At 36.2% G+C, this 22,891-nt stretch carries 21 protein-coding genes; 4 read left to right on the top strand and 17 right to left on the bottom strand.

Annotated features, from left to right (window positions below; all coding sequences use genetic code 11):
* Nucleotides 1-9: 9 nt before the first annotated feature.
* From LDX58_RS04320 to LDX58_RS04295, 6 genes are all read right to left on the bottom strand, one after another.
* Complete coding sequence (locus tag LDX58_RS04320; protein WP_227935625.1) at nt 10-729, bottom strand: FadR/GntR family transcriptional regulator; 720 nt, start codon at nt 727-729, stop codon at nt 10-12.
* Nucleotides 730-915: 186 nt separating this feature from the next.
* Complete coding sequence (gene aroD, locus LDX58_RS04315) at nt 916-1,698, bottom strand: type I 3-dehydroquinate dehydratase (protein ID WP_227935624.1); 783 nt, start codon at nt 1,696-1,698, stop codon at nt 916-918.
* Between the two features lie 329 nt (nt 1,699-2,027).
* Nucleotides 2,028-2,867 (bottom strand): sugar phosphate isomerase/epimerase family protein, encoded by an 840-nt coding sequence (locus tag LDX58_RS04310; RefSeq protein WP_227935623.1) that lies wholly within the window; start codon nt 2,865-2,867, stop codon nt 2,028-2,030.
* Between the two features lie 146 nt (nt 2,868-3,013).
* Nucleotides 3,014-4,771 (bottom strand): thiamine pyrophosphate-binding protein, encoded by a 1,758-nt coding sequence (locus LDX58_RS04305; RefSeq protein WP_227935622.1) that lies wholly within the window; start codon nt 4,769-4,771, stop codon nt 3,014-3,016.
* Nucleotides 4,772-5,767, bottom strand: coding sequence for a zinc-dependent alcohol dehydrogenase (locus tag LDX58_RS04300; RefSeq protein ID WP_227935621.1), 996 nt, complete (start codon nt 5,765-5,767; stop codon nt 4,772-4,774).
* A 72-nt stretch (nt 5,768-5,839) separates the two neighbouring features.
* Nucleotides 5,840-7,264, bottom strand: coding sequence for an aldehyde dehydrogenase family protein (locus tag LDX58_RS04295; RefSeq protein WP_372459116.1), 1,425 nt, complete (start codon nt 7,262-7,264; stop codon nt 5,840-5,842).
* Between the two features lie 333 nt (nt 7,265-7,597).
* On the opposite strand from LDX58_RS04295, the gene LDX58_RS04290 reads away from it, so the two are divergent.
* Together LDX58_RS04290 and LDX58_RS04285 are read left to right on the top strand one after the other, a co-directional pair.
* On the top strand, nt 7,598-8,947 hold the full coding sequence (locus LDX58_RS04290; protein ID WP_227935619.1) for a hypothetical protein: 1,350 nt from the start codon (nt 7,598-7,600) through the stop codon (nt 8,945-8,947).
* An 84-nt stretch (nt 8,948-9,031) separates the two neighbouring features.
* On the top strand, nt 9,032-9,583 hold the full coding sequence (locus LDX58_RS04285) for a shikimate kinase (RefSeq protein WP_227935618.1): 552 nt from the start codon (nt 9,032-9,034) through the stop codon (nt 9,581-9,583).
* Between the two features lie 139 nt (nt 9,584-9,722).
* Here the strand turns inward: LDX58_RS04285 and LDX58_RS04280 are convergent, their stop codons facing one another.
* The 8 genes from LDX58_RS04280 to LDX58_RS04245 form a co-directional block, all read right to left on the bottom strand.
* Complete coding sequence (locus tag LDX58_RS04280; protein ID WP_227935617.1) at nt 9,723-10,736, bottom strand: LacI family DNA-binding transcriptional regulator; 1,014 nt, start codon at nt 10,734-10,736, stop codon at nt 9,723-9,725.
* Between the two features lie 90 nt (nt 10,737-10,826).
* Entirely contained in the window at nt 10,827-12,107 is a 1,281-nt protein-coding gene (locus LDX58_RS04275; RefSeq protein ID WP_227935616.1) for a TRAP transporter large permease, read from the bottom strand.
* Nucleotides 12,108-12,141: 34 nt separating this feature from the next.
* The gene (locus LDX58_RS04270) at nt 12,142-12,675 is read right to left on the bottom strand and encodes a TRAP transporter small permease (RefSeq protein WP_227935615.1); all 534 of its coding nucleotides are present in this window, start codon (nt 12,673-12,675) and stop codon (nt 12,142-12,144) included.
* 524 nt (nt 12,676-13,199) lie between these two features.
* On the bottom strand, nt 13,200-14,234 hold the full coding sequence (locus tag LDX58_RS04265; protein ID WP_227935614.1) for a TRAP transporter substrate-binding protein: 1,035 nt from the start codon (nt 14,232-14,234) through the stop codon (nt 13,200-13,202).
* Nucleotides 14,235-14,452: 218 nt separating this feature from the next.
* Nucleotides 14,453-14,713: an HPr family phosphocarrier protein gene (locus LDX58_RS04260; protein ID WP_227935613.1), complete on the bottom strand. Its 261-nt coding sequence runs from the start codon at nt 14,711-14,713 to the stop codon at nt 14,453-14,455.
* Nucleotides 14,714-14,865: 152 nt separating this feature from the next.
* Nucleotides 14,866-15,036, bottom strand: a complete 171-nt coding sequence (locus LDX58_RS04255; RefSeq protein WP_227935612.1) for a hypothetical protein — start codon at nt 15,034-15,036, stop codon at nt 14,866-14,868.
* Nucleotides 15,037-15,070: 34 nt separating this feature from the next.
* Complete coding sequence (locus tag LDX58_RS04250; protein ID WP_227935611.1) at nt 15,071-15,364, bottom strand: spore coat protein; 294 nt, start codon at nt 15,362-15,364, stop codon at nt 15,071-15,073.
* A 21-nt stretch (nt 15,365-15,385) separates the two neighbouring features.
* On the bottom strand, nt 15,386-15,589 hold the full coding sequence (locus LDX58_RS04245) for a hypothetical protein (protein WP_227935610.1): 204 nt from the start codon (nt 15,587-15,589) through the stop codon (nt 15,386-15,388).
* 193 nt (nt 15,590-15,782) lie between these two features.
* Between LDX58_RS04245 and LDX58_RS04240 the strand changes: the two genes are divergently transcribed.
* Both LDX58_RS04240 and LDX58_RS04235 read left to right on the top strand, forming a co-directional pair.
* Nucleotides 15,783-16,691 carry a PucR family transcriptional regulator gene (locus tag LDX58_RS04240; RefSeq protein ID WP_227935609.1) on the top strand — a complete coding sequence of 303 codons (909 nt, stop codon included), beginning with the start codon at nt 15,783-15,785 and terminating at the stop codon, nt 16,689-16,691.
* Between the two features lie 112 nt (nt 16,692-16,803).
* Nucleotides 16,804-17,901 carry an ABC transporter ATP-binding protein gene (locus LDX58_RS04235; RefSeq protein WP_227935608.1) on the top strand — a complete coding sequence of 366 codons (1,098 nt, stop codon included), beginning with the start codon at nt 16,804-16,806 and terminating at the stop codon, nt 17,899-17,901.
* A gap of 133 nt (nt 17,902-18,034) precedes the next feature.
* Here the strand turns inward: LDX58_RS04235 and LDX58_RS04230 are convergent, their stop codons facing one another.
* From LDX58_RS04230 to LDX58_RS04220, 3 genes are all read right to left on the bottom strand, one after another.
* Nucleotides 18,035-20,212 (bottom strand): malate synthase G, encoded by a 2,178-nt coding sequence (locus tag LDX58_RS04230; protein WP_227935607.1) that lies wholly within the window; start codon nt 20,210-20,212, stop codon nt 18,035-18,037.
* 213 nt (nt 20,213-20,425) lie between these two features.
* Entirely contained in the window at nt 20,426-21,175 is a 750-nt protein-coding gene (locus LDX58_RS04225) for an IclR family transcriptional regulator (RefSeq protein ID WP_227935606.1), read from the bottom strand.
* Nucleotides 21,176-21,912: 737 nt separating this feature from the next.
* The gene (locus LDX58_RS04220) at nt 21,913-22,881 is read right to left on the bottom strand and encodes a sugar phosphate isomerase/epimerase family protein (protein WP_227935605.1); all 969 of its coding nucleotides are present in this window, start codon (nt 22,879-22,881) and stop codon (nt 21,913-21,915) included.
* Nucleotides 22,882-22,891: the final 10 nt, after the last annotated feature.

Below are 22,891 nucleotides of genomic sequence, written 5' to 3'. Positions count from 1 at the left end.
TCCTTTTCATTAATTAGATTTATGTTCACTATTTCCTAAAACATGGTCACGGATATGTTTTAAATGATCAAGAGTAGCTTCAACTGCTTTTTCAGCGTTTTTTTCTTTCACTGCCTCTAAAATGGCTCTATGCTCACTTAACGACTTAAGATACCGAGATTCTGAATGTAGCGTCTGCTTTCGAACTTGACGAATCATATTTAAATTGGATTCCATCATTGACACAAAAATAAAATTTTGCGTCGCCTCTGCCAAAGCTAAGTGAAAACTGCTATCTGCTTCAACATGCTCATCTGGGTGCTTTAATTTTTCCTCCATCTTTGCCATTACATTTTCAAGCTTACGTATATTTTCAGATGTTGCCCTTCTACTAGCTAATTCTGCAATCTTTGGCTCAAGCGCTTCTCTGGCCTCTAAGAAATAAATAATGGCTGTTTTTTCTAACATATCGACTGTATTGAACTGATACTTTAGTGTCAAAGTTTGATCGACGCGCTGAATAAATCGTCCACCACCTGCTTTTGATATAATAATTCCTTCAGATTCTAAAACTCTACATGCTTCTCTTAACGATGTTCGGCTACAACCTAAACTTTCAGCTAATTTGCGTTCAGCAGGAAGTCTGTCTCCGGGTTGTAACTTTCCATCATTAATTAATTGCAAAAGCTGCTGGATAATTTTCTCAAAAAGCCTCTCACTTCGTACCGTTGAAAAATGTGAATGGGTCATAATTAGCCACTCCTAAAAAGTTAATTGGACTATTGGGTAGTCCAATTATATTAATTACTATTATATTAAACAAAACGTTGACAGTCAATCATTATATACCTTAAGAGATTATTTAGAATAAAAAAAGTTGTCCCCAGTACTTGAGACAACTTCAGAAAATGCATTTAATTGTATTTTAATGTAAGATTACGATGACTTTTTAATGATCTCAATAACTGATCTTAATTCTTCTACAGGTATTTGCCCTGGAGCTGAACTATTTTGCCCCATACCAAACGTAATAGTAGACCCAAAAACGAAACCAAACATTCTAGTAATCGCACCATATTTCCCCATCGAGATCGTTACTAAAGGAATATCGACCAATTTTCCCGCATCCTGTGTTGCCTGTAATAAAAGTAAAACATCATCTAACTTTAACGACATAACAGAGATTTTAACCAAATCTGCCCCATATGACTCAGCTGCAACACATTTGTCTAGAAGGAAAGAAAGCTCAGGTGTATATTCAAAATTATGGTAGGATAAAACAAGTTTGACGTTATGTTTGTTTGTTAACATTCTTAAATAAATAATATCATCTTTCTCATTAATTAGTTCATAATCAATTATATCGACATGATTAGTTGCACAAACATCTGCTATTAACTTGATTTTTTCTGACTCTGTTAATAGAATGGGGTTTCCCCCTTCTTTTGTCGAGCGAATCGTAAAGAGAATTGGAACATCCTCCATGTGATTACGTATCATGGAAAGCATTTCAACTACTTTTACAGTATCATTTAAATTTTCGAAAAAATCAGCGCGCCATTCAACAAGATCAGGCTTTTTTACTTTAGCATCTTCTAACTCCGATATGATTTCCATTTTATTTTTACCAACTAAGGGTATACAGATCTGCGCATTTCCATCTCCTAGTTCTATCCCTCTCACTTTTACGCTTTTTCGTTGAGCAACCCTTCCATTCATGCCTAACTCCCCCTTGTTATGAAATATTCTTACAATCAACTTCTTTCTATATCATTTTAAAATAGTTCTTCTTATAATAAATGAACTATATACTATTTAGCAACCTTAAATAATGGACTTCCTAGATTGAATTAGTATTTGCAGTCTTTTACTTTTTCACTTTCACGCTTTTAAGCTTTTATGTACTAAAGTATAATACAAACGCTTGAAATTATCAACCTCTAAAAAGAATATATTTTATTTTATTTCTTTATCTAAAAAAATACACTCCTGAATGAACAGGAGTGCATTTAATGAACTATGTTAATAGATACATAAGCTGTTTTTCATTAGATTACTTGTTTACCGTTCTTATTTCGAAGATGAGCTGCAAAATAATCTTTGGCCGTTTCTAAGCAGCGCCTTGCAAATTCTTCGTAACCCAATTCTTGCGCACGCTTAATATTAGGAAGTTCCAGCGCGTAAGGCATCTCTGGTAGTCGATTAACCATGCTTGCAATATCGATACCGCCCTCTCCCACATACAAGCGTTCTTCCCTCAGGATACGAACCATTTCATCCTTTGAGGTTGGGATTTCAGCAGGGGCATCACAGAGATGAAAGTAATGGAACCATTCACGAGGTACTGCATCCAAGTCTTCTATCTTGTCTTTTGAACGATGAAAATGGTGTGCATCAATCATGAGACCAGCGTTTTCTCTTTTTGCCTTATTTAAGACATCAAGCGCACCGTTTAGATTGTTAACACTAGCAATCGGTACAAACTCTAAATCTATTGTTAATCCAAATGGTTTTGCTAAATCACATAGCTCTGCGAATCGTTCAATTGCAAAGTTACGATCATCCGTCCAGATACTACTAAGTACATGCCTGGCGCCAAGCTCAGCTGCAACTTCAAAAGCAGGGAGGTACTTTTTCGGATCAAGACCATCGTAGATACGTGCCAATTCGATATCTAAAACCTTGATGCCTGTATCAGTAAGAGCAACCTTTGTTTGTCGCATCATTTCCTTATTTTCAGCTAGGGCATAATTAGGTTCACCTGGCAATCCCATATAAATAGGACGCAAACTAATAAAATCATACCCGGTACGTGCTGCAATATAAGTTAATTCTGGCGGTGAACAACCAAGTGCAGTAAGATGTGCTATAGAAAATTGCATTGTCATTTTTATATTCCTCCAATCGTGTTTACTTCTATCATTTATGCAAGAAACATAACTTTCACAGGAATAAACATTACCTGGAGAGGGCGTTGATTTTTCAACAAATTCAAGAGTCCTACCTAGGAGATTAGGACTCTTGAACATTAAAATTACGTAGTAACGTGGTGTACCTTTTTACCTGGTGAATAGATGTCCATAATGTTCCAGTGACCAGATGTTGGAGTTGGATTATTAATCATTGGCACATCAAGAACGACTGGTTTATTCATGGCAATTGCTTTTTCAAGAGCAGGCTTAAATTCTTCAGCTGAGTTCACTTTAATGCCTTCGATACCATATGCTTTAGCGATTGCTGCATAATCTGGCGAGTAGCTTTCTCCATCTGCATGGAAAAGCGTTCCAAGAGTTGTACCGAAGTGAGCTTTTTGTAAACCTGCAATCGTTCCGAATGCAGAGTTATTCATAACAACCCAAACAACAGGGATATTTTCTTCTCTTGCTGTTGCAAGAAGAGCTGGATTTTGACCAAATCCACCGTCCCCTACAAGAGACACAACCACTTTCTCAGGATTTGCTACTTTCGCACCAAGAGCAGCAGGTGCACCGAATCCCATTGTTGCAAAACCACCTGGAGTTAAAACGGAACCTGGCGTATAAATTGGGAACTGCTGCCCTACACCGTTTTTATTCCAACCAACATCTGTTGTAATATAAGCATCTCTTGGAAGCACTTCACGTACTTCACTTAAAATACGTTGTGGTTGCATTGGAAACGCATTGTCTGTAACGAATTGTTGATTGCTATTAATAAACTCCGCACGCACCTTCGCAATTTCTTGCTCAAGTAGTTCATTTTTAAAACCATCTGGGTAAAGTTCTTTAGCTACACGGTTAATGACTTTAAGAGCTTGTTTTAGATCTGCGACAATCCCCATTTCGGCTGGGTAGTTTCTTCCAATTTCACTTGAATCAATGTCAATTTGAATCAGTTTTGTATTTGGAATATCAAATGTATATTCCGGTTCCCATGAACTACTGTCTGCTTCAGCAAAACGAGTTCCTAAACCAAGAATCCAATCAGCTGTTCTTGTTTTCTCATTAATGAATTTAGTACCCCAGAATCCTGTCATTCCTAGAGTTAGAGGATGATCATCAGGTAACACACCTTTCCCCATTAAAGAGTGAGCAACCGGGATACCTAAGTGATCAACTAATTCTTTTAATTCTGCCGTTGCATTTGCAAGAACGACTCCACCACCTACATAGATAACTGGATTCTTTGCATCAACAAGTTTTTGAATCACTTTTTTCGCTGTTACATCATCAATAGAAGGCTTTTCAAGCTGTTTTGTGTGGTGCTTCACTCGCTCAAACGTACTTTCTTCCACTTCTTTTGAAAAGATATCCATAGGAACTGAAACAAGAACTGGTCCTGGGTTTCCGCTCTCAGCTAACTGAAATGCTTTTTCAAGAATCTCTGCCACATGCTCAGGGCGTTCAACACGCCATGCGCGTTTAACAAACGGTTTATAGACGTCAACTTGAGCTGCATCAGAATGCAGGTTGATCTCTTGGTGAGGATGCTTGCCATAGTAATGGCTTGGGATATCCCCAGCAATAACAACCATTGGGATCGAATCTAGTGCGGCATTCGCAACACCCGTTGCTGCATTTGTCATTCCTGGCCCTACGTGACTTAAAACAACAGACGTTTCTTTCTTCACACGTGCATAACCGTCAGCAGCATGAGAAGCAATTTGTTCATGACGAACATTGATAAAACGAATTGAACTCTTTTCTAGTTCTGTTAAAACGGCAATATTTGTATGTCCACAAAGACCAAAAATATGTTCTACACCACGATCTTCAAGGTATTTAACCAACAATTGTGAAACTAACTTTTTCATTTAGAGTTCCTCCTTGAAATTTAAAATTATTTTTCCATATTTACCTGATACCGCATCTTTATATGCTTGTGCATACTCTTTAAAAGGAAAGATTTTAGAAATAACTGGTTCTGCATTAAAACTTTTTTGAGATAGAAACTCAACACTTTTCTCAAAATCCGTCGGAAAATTATAAATAATAGAGCCATGTATCGTAATTTCCTTGCGAACGATTCGAACAATCGGTAAGTTAGCTTCTGGTGCCATTCCTACTAGAACAAGATCTCCGCCTGGTTTTACGATATCTATTGCTTGAATAACAGCAGATCCTACTCCAGCAGCTTCAATTACAACTTCAAAAGCATTTTCTGAAACATTATTAGGTAGTAAAGATTTCAGTCCTGTAAAGTGATGTTCAGCCTTAGCTAATTTTTCCTCATTAATATCAATTGCTGTAATGTCAGCGCCTAAATAATGCGCCAGAGAAATAGCTAACATTCCTTCTGTACCACAACCAATAATAGCAACAGTCGTTCCTTGTGTAATATTTACTTTCTCAAGTGCATGAACGATTACGGAGAAGGGTTCAATGAGTACGGCTTGTTCATCCGTTAGATGATCTGGAACCGGCATAACAAACTTTGAAGAAATGACGAATTCTTCCGCAAAACCACCGTCCATATTTACACCTAAAGATCCCTTATTTATACAAATGTTTTTTTGACCTTTTAAGCAATAATCACATTCATCACAGAAGGTATTCGGTCCAACAACCACTCTTGTACCGATTTCATAGCTTCCCTTTTCTCCTGATTCAATGATAGTCCCAACCAGTTCATGTCCAGGGCAAACTGGGTATGTAGCATGAGGGATTTTCCCTTTATAAACACCAACATCTGACCCACAAATTCCAGCGTGAATCAATTTAATTTTCACTTCATCCTCTTTAAGAGTAGAAGCTGTTGGATATTCTCTTAATTCAAGCTCACTTGGATTTTTCAAATATAACCCTAACATTTTTATTCACCTCAGCCTTCTGTAACATGATCTCATTCACTGTCTGAATGCGAACGAGATCACGTATCTAAATTATTCTGGCAATCTAAGCACAATCATTTTCGTTTCAGTCATATCTTCGATCGCATAACGTGGACCCTCACGGCCGATACCGCTATTCTTCACGCCGCCATATGGCCAATGATCTAAACGGAAATTAGATGAGCCATTAATAACAACTCCGCCTACTTCAAGCGCATGAGCAACTTGATAAGCAACATCCATTTTATTTGTGAAAATTCCAGCTTGAAGTCCGAATGATGAATCATTGGTTTGTTCGATCGCTTCTTCAATAGTGTCATAAGGAATGAGGCCGACTATCGGTCCAAAAACCTCTTGGCACACAACATTACTTGTCTTGGAAGGATTTAGTAATAATGTTGGTTCAACTGATGCACCGTTTCTCTTTCCACCTGTTAGTAATGTTGCTCCTTCTTTAATCGCTTCCTCAATCCACTGTTCGATTCGAAGAGCCGAGTTTTCATGAACTAACGTACCTACATCTGTGTCTGGAAGTAAAGGATCTCCCACTTTAAGCTTTTGAATTTCTGCTTTCAGACGTTCCGCAAATTCATCTACAACTGCTCTATGCACATACACTCTTTGAACAGAAATACAACTTTGCCCTGAGTTACTAAAGCCCGTTTTCGCGCAAATATCAGCAGCTCTTGCTAAATCAGCATCTTCATGGACAATCGTCGATGCATTTCCTCCAAGCTCAAGTAACACTTTTTTCATTCCCGCAATTTCACAAATGTTCTTACTAGCAATCGTTCCACCAGTGAAAGAAATAATATTTACACGATCATCTTTAACAATTTGTTGACCTGCTTCAACACCACCGAGTACCATATTTACAGCTGTTTCAGGTAATCCAGCTTCTAGTAATAATTTAAGAAACTCTGTTGCAATCAATGCTGTTTGAGGTGCTGGCTTTAATATAGTACTGTTACCTGCTGCAAAAGAAGGACCCACCTTGTGACAAACCAGATTTAAAGGCGCATTAAATGGTGTAATAGCTGCTACAACACCTACTGGTACACGAAATGTACTAGCAATTGCTTTTGCTCCTCTTTCTGAAGCATCTCCTGGCAATGTTTCACCAGTTAAACGCTTTGCTTCTTCTCCTGAAAGCTCTAACGTTTCAATCGAACGGGCAACTTCGTCTAATGTATTTTTCAAAGGTTTTCCTAACTCAAGAGAAATTAGTTTAGCGAACCTTTCTTTTTCTCGTTCCATAAGAGCCGCCGCTTTTTTTAATATTTTTGCACGGTCGTAAGAAGAGATTTTTGCAATTTCTTTTTTAGCTGCGTAAGTTGAGGCTAATGCATCTTCAACATCTGCTTTTGTTGCAAGAAATTGTTTTCCAATTACTTCTCCAGAATAAGGACTTTTCATTTCAATAACTTCACGATCAGAAGAGATCCACTCTCCATTAATGAAAGATTTAGCTTCCATAATAGTCATTACTTATCACCCGCTTATTAAATTTGTTTTTATTAGATCGATCTAATAGTCATTTAAAAAAATTTGCAACTATGTTACACTTAGATCGATCTAAAACTAATATTATATCTGCAAACGTTACCACAATCTTACGATAAATATTGAAGTTTAGCAATACTTTTTTCGAAATAACATTCTAAAATTTCTCGTTTTCAGATCGCAAATTAAGCTAATAGCAAAACCTGTTAAGTCGCTCTTAGCTTACACATTCTTATATTAGATTCAATACATGAAAAAAGCTTAATTTACAAATTAATTATCTCTTGAAGAAAGGATCCAATTTAAATGCTAGTATTTATTTATTCTTCACTCGCTATATTGTATATTATTTCAAGATTTGTTCATGAGCCGTTTTTGCAATTTTCAATCGGCCTCATAGCAGCCCTTTCGCTAGTCATTTCCTTTTTATTTTCTAAGGGGCTATATCGTAATTCTGGTCTTATTTTTCTTAGTATTGGATTGCTATTATTTTCACACAATGATTTACCATGGTACCAACTATTCTTTTATTTCGAAACGATGCTTGGGGTGCTTTCCTTATTTTTAGTCTTACCTTTCATTAACTCTCTTATTCGCGTCGGGAAGTATGATAAAAATCTAAGCTTGTTTCTTGAACAGGGAGTGACGAAACTAAATAAATTATACAAACGAAGCTTTTTAGTAACTCATCTTCTTGGATTATTTTTAAACATTGCTACGATCCCTTTATTAGCCAAATCATTAAAGACAACATTACACCAACTTCCTACTAAAACAAGCAATAAATATTATTCACAAAATCTCTTGCGTGCATATGCTTTGTGTCTAACTTGGAGTCCGATGGAAGTAATGGTTAGTACTTCACTTGATATTACTAATACTACTTATTTACAAATTTTCCCGATTGTTATCTCAATTGTTTTCATTGCGATTGTAACCGATTGGATTCTTTCTTCTTACAAATTTAAAGAAGAGTTAACTATTATTTCTTCTAGTCAAACTATTTCAACTTTAAGAATCAAGAAGAAGATCTATGAAATGCTTGTATTACTTGTTATTCTTATAGTATTCGTTTCTATTCTTCAATCAACACTTAACAAAGGGTATTTATTTTCAATCATCTTGCTTATTATTCCTATTTCAATAGGATGGTCTTTTATTATTGGTAAAGTAAAGCGATATTTTCAGATCACAATTCCCCATTGGAAAGAACGTACAAATGGACTATCAAATTACTTTTTTATGTTTCTAAGTGCAAGTTTATTTGTTGATATGCTTTCTTTATCGGGGCATCTAATGTTTCTACAATCCACTTTTGTACATCTGGCTGACAAAACCTTTTCACTTTATCTAGTGATTGCTGCTTTTTTTCTAGTTACATCTTTAATAGGTTTTCATCCGTTAGTTTCAATTACGCTAATTGCAGAACTGTTAAGTCCTATTGTATTTGGAGTGTCTAATATAGCACTTACGATTGTATTGATTGCTTGTAGCTTATCTACTGTGATGTACAGTCCATACAATTTATCCGTCTCAATTTTAGCGGAACAAATTAAAGTGAATCCCTATAAATTAGGGTTGTGGAATTTACCTTATGCTCTTTTCTACATTTTATTGAGCATAAGTATCGCTTATTTTATCAGCTTATTTTTTTAAAATTCGAAATGTTTTTTTTACATGTTAACAAATCTATATTATACTGTAAATAATGTTACTAACTAAATTGAAAGAGAGCTCAAAATGACTAACAAAAATGTATCTCCGAGGGAAAAGAGTATTGTGTTTATTGGTTTTATGGGCGTTGGGAAAACGACAATTGGAAAGCTTGTCGCACAAAAGCTTTATCGTACTTTTATAGATATAGATCATGAAATTGAAAAAGAGTACAATATGCCCATTCCTGAAATATTTAATACGATAGGTGAGGAAGCTTTTCGTAAAAAAGAAAAAAGTATGATTACAACTTTTTGCAATCAAAAGTTGAAAGTTATATCACTTGGGGGCGGTGCTTTTTTACAAGAGGAAATTCGTGATCTTTGCATAGCCAACTGTATTGTTTTTGCTTTAGATATTTCTTGGGATAGTTGGAAAGAACGGTTAAACATTATTATTGATAACCGTCCTGTATTACAAGGACGCTCTATAGAGGAAATAGAAGAGCTATTCTATAAAAGAAAAGAAATTTATTCAACACATAATTCTAAATTATCAACAGATAATTTAGATGTTGAGGAAATTGCAGAGTATATCACCGATTCTTTAAAATTAGCATGGGAACTTTATGATAACTAATTTAAATAATCAAAAAAGCTGAACCAAATGGTTCAGCTTTTTTTGAGTAAGTGAAGAAAACAACTAAAACAAAAAATAATTTTATATTTTCATTAGTCTTCGAGTTTGTAAAATGAAGACCAACTTTCCCACAAAATTATTATGTACTTTGACGAACGACTAATTCAGGTTGTAAAATTATACGCTTTTGTTCACGGTCACGGTCTACAATGCGATCATGTAATAGCTTAGCAGCTTCTGTACCAATTAACTTGGGGAAAGAAGCAATAGTCGTTAGCGGTGGACTATATATAACCGTTTCTTGTACATTATCGAAGCCGACAACTGCCATATCTTTTCCAGGTAGTAAACCTGCTTCTTTCAGTCCTTGCATAACACCTCTAGCTACTAAATCATTAAAACAAAAAGCTGCTGTTGGTGGCTTGGCTAAAAGAAGGGCTTTGTTAACAGCGCTAATTCCTCCTTCTCTTGTAACCGTATTTTCAATTATTAAAGACTCATCAATTTCTATTCCTGCTTCTTCAAGTGCCGAGTAATACCCTTGTTTACGTTCCTTCCATGCCGAGGATTCAGATGCCCCTCCTAGAAACGCAATACGACGGTGACCCTTCTCAACTAAGTGTTCGATCGCAAACTTAGAACCTAAACTATAATCAACTCCAACATAGTCACACTGTAACTCTTTTATTTCTCTAACAGCTAGAACAAGAGGAATATTTAAATGACTTATCCGTTCAATAGTCTCTTTTGAACTGTCAGATACTGGACATAATATGACTCCACCGACTCGATGTTCAAGCATCGTTGAGAGCAGTTTTTCTTGCTTTTTATCTGAATCAAACGTCGTTCCTAAAAAGACGGTATAGCCATTTTCTTCAAGAGCATTATGGACACCCACAAGTAGCTCGGAATAGAATGGGTTTCCAATATCAGTAATAATTAAACCTACTGTTGTAGATTGTTGAGATCGTAAATTAGCCGCTACTCGATCATAAACATATCCCAATTCACGAATTGATTTCAATACCTTTTCTCGTGTTCCTTGAGAGATATTTGGACTATTCCTAACAATTAATGAAGCGGTCGCACGAGATACCCCTGCATGGTTCGCCACATCTTGTAATGTAATACGGGAGCCTTTTTTACGTGTCATATACAAATCATCCACCAGTTAAAGGATTTTTTTATTAATACTTACTAGTCATTATAGTACATTTTCACTACTTTATAAACTTTAAATCCATTATCTAAGAATGCTAATTAGATAAAGTGATAGTTGTGGTACGAAAATAATGATGATCAGAGTCGTAAGCATCGCTATAAAAAATGGTAAGACTGCTCTTGAGATTGATTCAATGGAAAGTCCTGAAATACCAGAACCTACAAATAAATTTACCCCTAAAGGAGGAGTAATGAAACCTATAGCTAAGTTAACAACCATAATAATCCCAAAATGAATCGGATCAATTCCGATATTCACTGCAATTGGCAAAAGAATAGGTGTTAAGATAATGATAGCTGCTAATGTATCCATAAAACAGCCAACAAGTAAAAGCAATACCGTAATTAGCAAAATAATGATAATTGGATTTTCAGAAATTGATAACAAAACTTCTGTAACCTGTTGAGGAATTTGTTCGATCGTAAGTAACCGTCCAAATGCTGTCGCTGTACCAATAATGATTAGTACCGTTGCTGTTGTTAAGGATGAATCCGCAAGAATCTTTGGTAATTCTTTTATATCCAACTCACGATATAACAGTAATGATGCCACTAACCCGTAAACTACTGCAATAACAGCAGCTTCGGTAGGTGTGAATATACCGCCATAAATTCCGCCTAGAATAATAACTGGAACTAATAAGGCCCATTTAGCGTCCCAAACCGATTTGAAAAAATCTCCTAAAGAACTTTTCTCCTCTGTACCTCGATAACCTTTTTTACGTGAATAAATATAAGCCCAAACGATTAAACCTAACGCTACTAGTAAACCAGGTATTACTCCTGCGATGAATAAATTACCAATTGATACACTTCCAACTACACCATAAATAACCATAGGAATACTAGGAGGAATAATAACACCTAGTGAACCTGCAGCGCAAACGACCGCTGTTGCAAACTTCTTATCGTAGCCTTGTTTTACCATTGCTGGAATCATCATTCCACCAATTGCAGCTACCGTTGCTGGTCCTGAACCGGAAATGGCTGCAAAAAACATACATGTAATAATTGTCGCTATTGCAAACCCACCTGTTTTATTTCCAACAATCGTGTTTGCTACTTTGAAAAGACGCTCAGTCAAACCACCTTTGGCCATAATTTCACCTGCTAAAATGAAGAAGGGAACGGCCATTAAAGGAAAGGAATCAATTGATGTGATTAAACCTTGTGCAAGAAAATCCACCGGAATTTTTCCGCTGTATACAATTGTAATTAATGTAGCTACCCCTAATGAGATACCAATAGGTACACTTAACAATAGTAATAGAGCAAAACTTACAAATAAAACAGTTGCTGTCATGATGCTACCTCCTACTCTTTCATTCCTTTATCAATTACACCTCTTGATTTTCTAAAAGACGTTCTTTCTCCGTCTTAATCTCAACGTGATCATCTCCAATTAAAGTACGAATCAATTGAATAAGTTGTTGGATTAAACGGAATGCAGTTAATCCCATTCCAACAGGTGTGGCTAAATAGACTAGTCCCATTGGAAGCTGAAGAGCTGGCGATGTCTGTCCAAAAGCAAGCAACTTACTTGCAATGCCGTAACCATAAATGATCACAAATACAGCAAATGCTAAGAAAATTAGATTGGCAACTATATTTAAAACAACTTTCCATTTATCTTTCAATAAAATTAGAACAATATCGACTTTAATATGACGTTGCTTCCTCACTCCGTAACTAATTCCTAGGTACACTAGCCAAATAAAACAATACCGTGCTAATTCCTCTGACCAAGCAAGAGATGAACCCAATACATACCTCATAAATACTTGCATGAAAATAGCCGTAACCATAATTACTGAAAAAACGACTAAAAATACTTCCTCAATATGTTTATCAAGCCATTTCAAAACTCTCATTTCTATTCCTCACTTCCATTGTAATATCTATTAATTGCAAAGAAAAACAAAACTATATACCTCAAGTGTTAGCCATATTTCGAGCATGAGATGTGTCTTACACCTTCTATGACTAGATTCCCAAAGTGGGCACTTTAAGTGGAGTCTATGCATAATCCCCTTAGCTACTACCAATCAATATTAAGATATAGACTTTTGTTTATCCTCAATGACTGTTTAGTATGTATCTTTTACCTGTACCTTTCTTTTATCTGTTCACTAGTCTTAAAGAGCTTGTTCAAAAAGGGAAAACCGCCCTTTTGAACCTTTAATATCCTCTCTCCTAATGCGGCGTTGCAATGGCTTCACTCACTGCGCGTCTATCCGAGAAAACCACTCGGATCGACTTAAAACATTGCAGTGGCTTCGCTCATTGCTTCGAGCTTGTTCAAAAAGGAAAAACCGCCCTTTTGAACAAGCTCTTAAAGATTTCAAAGGAAAATAAATTACAAGGAGAGTTTCCTCTCCTTGTGACCTTAACGATTTTACTTTACAGCGTCTAATAATTCGTTTACAAGGTCTTCACCAATACTAGCAGCATACTTTTCATAAACTGGTTGAACTTTCTCAAAGATCTTTTTTTGTTCATCTTGTGATAATTCAGTAATAGTCATACCATTTTCTTCTAAGAAATCATAAGCTTCTAGCTCTTCTTGTTGATTTAGCTCACGTTGATAATCTCTTGCCTCATCTGCAGCTTTAGTCATAATTGCTTGCTCTTCTTCAGTAAGAGTATCCCAGAACCCTTTGCTAATCAAAAACAAACTAGCGTTATAGATATGTCCTGTTTTAGTCAAATACTCTTGAACTTCATAAAAGTTAGAAGTAGTCACATTCCCAACAGGGTTCTCTTGTCCATCCACAACACCTTGCTGTAAGCCAGCAAATAGTTCAGTAAAAGCCATAGGCGTTGGATTAGCTCCTAATTCGCGCCACATATCTATATGAAGATCATTTTCTAACGTTCGAATTTTCAGACCTTTTATATCTTCCAATAAAGTGATTTCCCGAACATCATTCGTCATATGTCTAAATCCGTTTTCCCAATAATTTAAACCGATAATTCCTTGTTCAGGTAGGTCATTTAGTAAATCCACACCGATAGGACCATCTAATACTTCATAAGCAACATCTACGTCTGTAAATAAAAATGGTAGATCAAACATTGCAAATCGTGGTGCAAACTGAGCTACAGGTCCGGTTGAAACCGTTGTGCCTTCAATTGTTCCTAGTTGAAGTCCTTCAAGAACCTCGCGATCTCCACCTAACGCACCATTAGGATGAACTTCTACTTTAATTGAGCCATTTGTCTCTCTCTCAACAATTTCTTGAAACTTGTATAAGCCCTGTGTTAGTGATCTTTCTTCTGGTGTAACAACCGCTAACTTCATAAGTTTCGTCTCTCCTGAAGCTGTTTCACCATTTTCTCCCGAAGTCTCTTCACTTTGGCCGCCACATGCAACAAGAGCTAACATACTCGCCACAGATAATGCAGTCAATAATTTCTTCAAACTAAACACCCCTTTTATAAAATAATCAATTCATTACAATTAGCTAGCGCTTACAACGCATATCTAAAAATATTAGACCGGCATTAGATCGATCTAAAACTTTAGTTTAATTCTACTCAAAAAAAGTTAAAATAGCAATATGTTCTTTTATCAGATTGCCTATTATTAAGTTTTTATTGCAAACTACAATCTATTAGTCTATTTCGACCAATATCATTTTCGGTAGCTTATGTGAGAAACTCGACTACTTTATTAAGAGCTTCATTGCAATCTAGACCGATCGTGCGAACCGTAATCCGATCATTGTTTTTTAACTGAAGAGTAATTAAGCCCAAAAAGCTTTTAAGGTTCACTTCTATTACATTTCCATTCACAACTTTCTTCAAATAAATCTCTGCACGAAAAGGTTGAACTAATTCACTTAATTCTGTAATAGTTTGTTCTTCGGAAATATGAATAATAATTTGCTTAGAAGCCGTTTCATTCATTTGTTTTTCCTCCTAGTGATTTAGTAAAAGTATTATCATCATCTCTATAACCGTAACTATAATCTACTGCATATAAAAAAGTAAATCACTTTTTAGGCAAGATCATCAAAAGAGACGAAACTCTAGTCAGTCTCGTCCAATATCACTTTATATTATTTAGGTTTATTAGTTAATTCTCTTCCTTCAGCTCCTACCGATGTACCAGTATTCGTATTATCATTCTGATTTTCCATTCCTTTTTGGGGTCCGTTTGCCCCTTTTAGATATCTTGATTTATGTTTTTGTTGGATTTGGTTAAATTCATCGAACTCTTGATTAATCATAAGTTATTTAGCCTCCAATTTAAAGAATTGTGTTTTAGTATGCATCATCCGGATGTAAGTTGTTTTTCATTAATTCTTGCACCTCTGCAATTTGTTCCGCACTAGCTTGGCTCATTTTATACCAGCCTTTTTCACTCATTACTCCATATAATTTATATTGGTTATCACTTGCATTATCGAAACACTGATGATAAATTTCACGAAGTTCTTGATGACTCGATTCTAAGAGTGTTTGACTTAAACTTTGGCATCTGCCTTTCTCTAATTGCAAGCATAGTTGTAACATCTCCCTATCGGTCAAACCTCTTCCTTCTATATTATTTGGCATCATTTATCCCTCCTTGTTTTATTATTGAATGATTCCAGACCGATTAAAATATTGCGCAAGATCTGCCGTTTTTAGTTGATGTTTTTCTGCAAGTTGTTCTAATAATTTTCGTAGATCTTGATCCTCACATTGAGAAGCACACCAATTCATTGTTTTAGCTGTAATTTCCTCTGCTCTAATCTCATCTTCAATAAATGACAACTCTTTTGTTGTAAGTCGACTCACTTTTTACACCTCCTAGATCTTTCTATTTCTCTGATAGTATTGATTACATTTCCAGTTATTATCCGACCAGGCATTTGGAAAAAAACTGTTTTCATTTTTCATAATAAGACCCCATATGGTATCCTTATTTTAGATCTTACTTCTTTCCTTCATTCTATAATGGTTTTCATTTCTTCAACGAAAGGAATCTTCTATGTTAGATAAACTCAAACAACACTTTGGTTATCATTTAGTTCTGTGGAACGATGAATTAGCTCACGATGAGTATGACTGGTTTAGAACACCAGATAACCTCACTGTTGGCTTTCCTATAGATCAATTAAGCAGTAACGAACGTTCCTTATTATCAATATTTCTAACTCCCATAACGATCACAAAAAAATATCAACCGAAATCAAAAGAAGAAAAACTTTGGTCTTCAATCTTATTTGATTCAGATAATACGATGATTCCAAGTGAAAAGGTTAACTCATCTTATCGCTTAATTCATATTACTATTAAGGGTGAATCACCAGAACTTACTACGTTATCTGAAGCTATAGCTAGTTTATTTACGACAAAAACAGTCATTCTCTGGGAATCGGAGAGACAGGGTGTCCTTATAGACTTACAACCAGAGATAACAGCTTCATTTGAGAATTTATATGAATCCATCGCAGATACGATTACGAGTGATTTTTACATTGATCTATTGTTATACATAGGGTTAAAGAATTCTACGTTAAAAGAAGCAAGAAGGCTTTACCTTTGGGAGAAAATGTGTTTTTCTAAAGTCAGTCAGTCGCTTCGAAAGAACGTTTATAACGGTGAAGCTGTAGTCCCTCACCTTCTATTGCATGAAACAAGTCCTTCAACCTTACAAACAATTTCTGAGCAATTATTATACAGTGTAAACAACGATAAAGATCTTATTAAAAGTATACAAATGTATTTAGATTGCAACATGAATATATCTTTAGCCGCTAAAAAACTTTACCTTCACCGTAACACTATGCAATACCGAGTTGATAAATTCATTGAAAAAACAGGGGTAGATATTAGGCATTTTAGTTATGCTGTATCTATTTATCTTGCCCTGCTCATAAACGGTTCTAGTAAATAATGCATTGTGCACAAAGACAATGCATTATTTTTTATGCACTATTACAATATGAGAAAACGCTTTCTTGCTGTAGACTAACCTTATATTAAGAAATGAAAAGGGGCGAGTTGATATGGGAGAAATTCGTTTAGAAAATGTATATAAAATTTATGATGGTGATGTTACTGCAGTTACTGATTTCAACTTAAAAATTGAAGATAAAGAATTCATCGTCTTTGTTGGTCCTTCTGGTTGTGGTAAGTCAACGACCTTACGGATGATTGCAGGTCTTGAAGAGATATCCAAAGGAGATCTATACATTGGTGATCGCCGAGTCAATGATGTCGCTCCAAAAGACCGTGATATTGCAATGGTTTTCCAAAACTACGCACTTTATCCACATATGAATGTATATGACAACATGGCTTTTGGTCTTAAGTTACGTAAGTTTAAAAAAGATGAAATTGATAGACGCGTAAAAGAAGCTGCAAATATCCTTGGCTTAACTGAAATGCTAGATCGTAAGCCAAAAGCGATGTCTGGTGGACAGCGCCAACGTGTTGCACTAGGACGAGCGATTGTTCGTGATCCACAAGTATTCTTAATGGATGAGCCATTATCTAACCTAGACGCCAAGCTACGTGTTCAAATGCGTGCTGAAATCGGAAAATTACATCAACGTCTTCAAACAACTACGATTTATGTAACTCATGATCAAACAGAAGCAATGACGATGGCTACTCGTATCGTTATTATGAAAGACGGTTTCATACAACAAGTAGGAACTCCTAAGGATGTATACGACAATCCTGATAACGTTTTTGTTGGTGGTTTTATCGGATCACCTGCGATGAACTTTTTAACTGGTACGTTAGAAAATGGTGTCTTTACAATGGGAAATGTTAAAATAAAGGTTCCTGAAGGAAAAATGAAACTTCTAAAAGAAAAAGGCTACGTAGGGAAAGAGGTAATACTCGGTATTCGTCCTGAGGACATCCATGATGAGTTCCTTTTCCTAGAAGCTTCTCCAGAAACACAAATTGACGCAACCATTGAGGTAGCAGAATTATTAGGAGCAGAATCTTATCTATACTCTAAAGTTGCAGGCCAAGATTTCATCGCTCGAGTTGATGCTCGTTCAGATGTTAAAAATGGAGAAAAGGTTAAATTAGCTTTTGATATGAATAAAGTTCATTTTTTTGATACTGAAACGGAACTTAGAATTCACTAATTGAATGAAAAGCACCTCAAGCCTAATTGCTTGAGGTGCTTTTCATAATGAAGTGATGACATGTTACTTGATATAATGGTGTAATTATTACTCCTATGACATCGCCTTAGCTATGATTATTTTATTACAAAATCTAAGCCTTTTGAGCCATTTTGGCTTTCGCTTCCTGACGACGACGATGTAAGATCGGTTCAGTGTACCCATTTGGTTGTTTGCAACCTTCAAATACCAATTCGGATGCAGCTTGGAAAGCAACTGAATTAGTATAATCTCGAGACATTGGACGATACTCAGGATCACCTGCATTCTGCTCATCTACTACTTTAGCCATTCGCTTTAATGTCTCATTAACCTGTTCTTTCGTACAGATACCATGACGAAGCCAATTTGCTATATGCTGACTTGAAATTCGTAAAGTTGCACGGTCTTCCATCAAACCAACATTGTTGATATCTGGTACTTTAGAGCACCCAACTCCTTGCTCCACCCAGCGCACAACATATCCAAGAATACCTTGTGCATTGTTATCAAGCTCTTGCTGAATCTCTTCAGAGCTCCAGTTTTTGTTTTTAGCCAAAGGGATTGTTAGTATATCGTCTAATAATTCAACAGACTGTTTAGCTAAATCATCTTGAACTTGCCAAACATCGGTTTGATGATAATGAAGAGCATGTAAGGTTGCTGCAGTTGGCGAAGGAACCCATGCGGTATTTGCTCCCGCTTGTAGTTGACTTCCTTTTTGCTTTAACATTTCATCCATCAAGTCTGGCATTGCCCACATGCCCTTACCAATTTGAGCACGTCCTTGTAACCCACTAGCTAGACCGACATTCACGTTGGACTTCTCGTAAGCGACTAACCAGTTCGTTGATTTCATTTCACCTTTACGAATAACTGGGCCCACTTCCATCGATGTATGAATTTCGTCACCTGTCCGGTCCAAAAATCCAGTATTAATAAACACTACCCTGTTTTTCACTTCACGAATACAAGCTTTTAAGTTTATTGTTGTTCTGCGCTCCTCATCCATTACCCCAATTTTAAGCGTATTTCTCGTTAAACCGAGCATGTCTTCCACTCGATTGAAAAGAAGATTCGCAAAAGCCACTTCCTTTGAACCATGCATCTTTGGCTTAACAATATAGATAGAGCCTTTTGTTGAATTATTTTGTCCTTTTCTTATAAGGTCTTGCATAGCAAGAAGGCTCGTAACAACGCTATCCAAAATCCCTTCAGGAACTTCCTGACCTAATTCATCTAATACAGCATTGGTCGTCATTAGATGTCCGACATTGCGGACAAACATAAGCGAACGTCCTGATAGTGTTATTTCTTCTCCCATAAGTGAAGTATACGTTCGGTCAAGATTTAATGATCTTGTCAGGGATTTATTCCCTTTTTTAAGTGTCGCAGAAAGCGTTCCATCCATTAAACCTAACCAGTTCCGATAAACTAACACTTTATCTGCTGCATCAACAGCAGCAACAGAGTCTTCACAGTCCATAATCGTCGTTAACGCCGACTCCATCAATATATCTTTTACACCAGCAGCATCGGTTTTACCAATTGAATGATGATGATCAATCTGAATTTCAAAATGGAGACCATTGTTTTTCAATAATATAGCTGAAGGATCTTCAGGTTGACCTTGATAACCAAGAAGTTTTTCAGGTGTCTTGAGCTCTGTAATTTCTCCATTACTTAGAGTAATAATTAACTTTCCATTTATAATTGCGTATTGTACTGCGTCCGCGTGAGATTGAACAGCTAATGGTGCGGCTTGATCTAAAAAGTCTTTTGCAAAAGCAATAACTTTTTCCCCACGAAGCGGATTATACGCTTTTTGACGTTCAGCTCCGTGTTCTTCGCTTATCGCATCTGTTCCATAAAGAGCATCATATAAGCTTCCCCAGCGAGCATTAGCAGCATTGATTGCATACCGTGCATTATTCACTGGTACAACTAATTGGGGTCCTGCTTGCACCGTAATCTCACTATCTACTCCCTTAGTAGTAATTTGAAAATCTTCAACTTCTGGTTCTAAATAACCAATCTCTTTTAGGAAAGCTTTGTACGTAGGAAAATCAAATGTCTCTTGATTAGCTCTATGCCAAGCATCTATTTTCTGTTGAAGGTCATCTCTTTCTTCCAATAATATTTTATTCTGAGGTGAGAGGTCATTAATTAACGTTTCTAGATCTGCCCAAAATGAAGGGCTAGTAACACCACTTTTGGGAAGCGCTTCCTCATTAATGAACTGAAATAATGCTGAAGCCACTTGAAGATTTCCAACTTTCACGTACTCTGACATTTGATTTCCCCCTTTAGATAATAATCTTAAATAAACAACAAGTTGTTGCCTATTAAGAAACTGTGTTTCCTTATTTAAATAAAGAGTAACATGAAGACCTTCTCATTTCAATAATTTTCTTAACTTTCTTTTAATTTGTTTCTTGTGTCAACTGCTTTCATTACAAAGACCATACTCAAACGAAAAAACAAGCTAATATATAATCTAGCCTGTTTAAAAATAGCCAAGCCGGCGAGATATTTTACTCCCTACTCCAATAATAACTGAACTCAAACTCTCAATTCGTTCATTCGTCAACCTGGTTGAAGGTCCAGAAATACTAACTGCAGCCGCAATCTTCCCTCTATTATCAAAAATCGGTGTAGCCATGCAGGTAATACCAGTCTCATTCTCTTCCCTTTCTACTCCATAACCTTGTTGTTTGATTTTATGTAATTCTAATAAGAACTGTTCTTTATCTGTTATCGTATTTTCTGTATGCCTTGGTAATCCATATTTATCAATGATGGCTAATACTTCATACTCTGGCAAATGAGAGAGTATAACTTTACCAACACTGGTACAATGCATCGGAGCCCTTCTTCCCACTTTAGAATGAGTTCGTAAAGTCTCACTTCCTTCTAGCTTTTCAATATAAATCACTTCCCCTTGGTCATAAACAACCAGATGGATGACTTCATTCGTTAGCGTTTCTAGTTCTTCTAAATAAGGTTTCGCTTCCGCACGCAGATCGATTGATTCAAGCAAAATGGAACTAAGCTCTAAATATTTATACCCGAGACGGTACTTTTTCGTTACCTGGTCCTGTTCAATATATCCGTGGCTTACAAGCGTACTTAATAATTTGAAAATAGAACTTTTATTTAACTCTAGATGTGAAGCTAGTTCAGTCACTCCACGCCCTTCTTTATTCTGACTAACTAACTGAATAAGCTGTAACGCCCTGTCTACTGATTTAACCATATAAATCCCCCAATAAAGATTTGACATCTTCCTACTCTCATCATAACACCCGTTAACAAGTACCACGGAAGAGAGTCTTACATTATTTATAATGGCAGAAAGATAGCTATCCCATTTGTGCTTTTACTATATATCATAGCCTTATAATTTATCAACTTGATCAGATTACAGATCATTCATGAATTGATTTCTTACTGTTTGCCTTTTTCCTGCTGTGAAACGGACAGAGGATCCGTTATTTCCTTGAAATCTTCCACTTTCATTATGTTATAGGACACAGGATCCGCTATTCATTAAAAATCATCATAAATTAAGTGTCAGTATAGAGAATAACGAATCCTGAGTCCGCTAACCTTCTAGAAATAACATTTTAATTTAAATAACAGAACGAGAGTCCGCTTACACAAAATACTCTTCGCTTCTACTAGATTTCTAGCATAACATCCACTAATAAAGCTATTAAAAATTAAACATCGTAGCTAACCAGACCAATTATCGTCATTTTTACAAATTCACATGTCCCTTTTAGTGCTATTAGTCATTAAGTGATAAAAAGCTTTGATATAAAGGGGGAAAGAAAGAGACCAAATCTTGTAAGATTTGGTCTTAAAATAAATACTGTTATATAGTTTTTGCTTCCTAGTGCGAACCCGTTAACCACATAGTTATGTCCTAGGATATTCTCGATATCGTTAATATACGTTTTAAACTACCTCATAGAAAAAGATATCGTTAAATCAAACCCACCACATATCCGAAGGTTTTTCTTCTATTAAGATTGAATTCAAGTTTTTAACCGCTCTAGCAAACCCTTCTTCAATCGACATGATTGGATCTTCGTGTTCAATACTTACCACATAATCATAACCAAACGTCCGTAATGCACTAATCATATCGGACCACTCTTTGACGCTATGTCCACACCCAACTGAACGGAACGTCCATGCTCTTGTTTGCACTTCCCCATAAGGCTGCATGTCAATCAATCCATACATATTCACGTTGTCTTGATCAATATACGTATCCTTTGCATGAAAATGGTGGATCGCATTGGCTTTTCCTAGAATTTTAATTGCTGCTACAGGATCAATTCCTTGCCACCATAAATGGCTTGGATCAAGATTCGCACCAATAGCATCACATGTTTCTTCCCTTAATTTAAGAAGTGTATAAGGGGTGTGAACTAAGAAACCACCATGAAGCTCTAAGCCAATTTTCACATTATGTTCCTTGGCAAATTGGCCCCATTCCTTCCAGTAAGGTATTAACTTTTCTTCCCATTGCCATTTTAAGATGTCACCGTATTCAGTCGGCCAAGGTGTGACGGGCCAATTCGGATACTTTGCCCCCTCATGATCCCCTGCTGTTCCTGAAAAACAATTCACGACAGGTACATCCATTAAGCTCGCTAATTTTATTGTTTTTACTAACGCTTCATGTGATTGTTCAGCAAACGATTGATCTGGAGAAATTGGGTTACCATGACAACTGAAGGCACTTATTTCTAGTCCTCGAGACGTTACTTTCTCTAAGTACTCCTTACGCTTTTTTTCACTTTCTAGCAGAACATCAATGTCACAATGAGCATTTCCAGGGTAACCCCCTGTTCCAATTTCAACTGCCTTAACACCTGATTGTTTGACATAATCTAGCATCTCATCTAGATTTTTTTCTGAAAATAATACAGTAAACACGCCTAACTTCATATTCAACCTC

Source organism: Alkalihalobacillus deserti (assembly GCF_020734105.1).
GTDB classification, from domain to species: domain Bacteria; phylum Bacillota; class Bacilli; order Bacillales; family Bacillaceae_D; genus Halalkalibacter; species Halalkalibacter deserti.
This window is presented reverse-complemented; position numbering and strand designations above follow the sequence as displayed.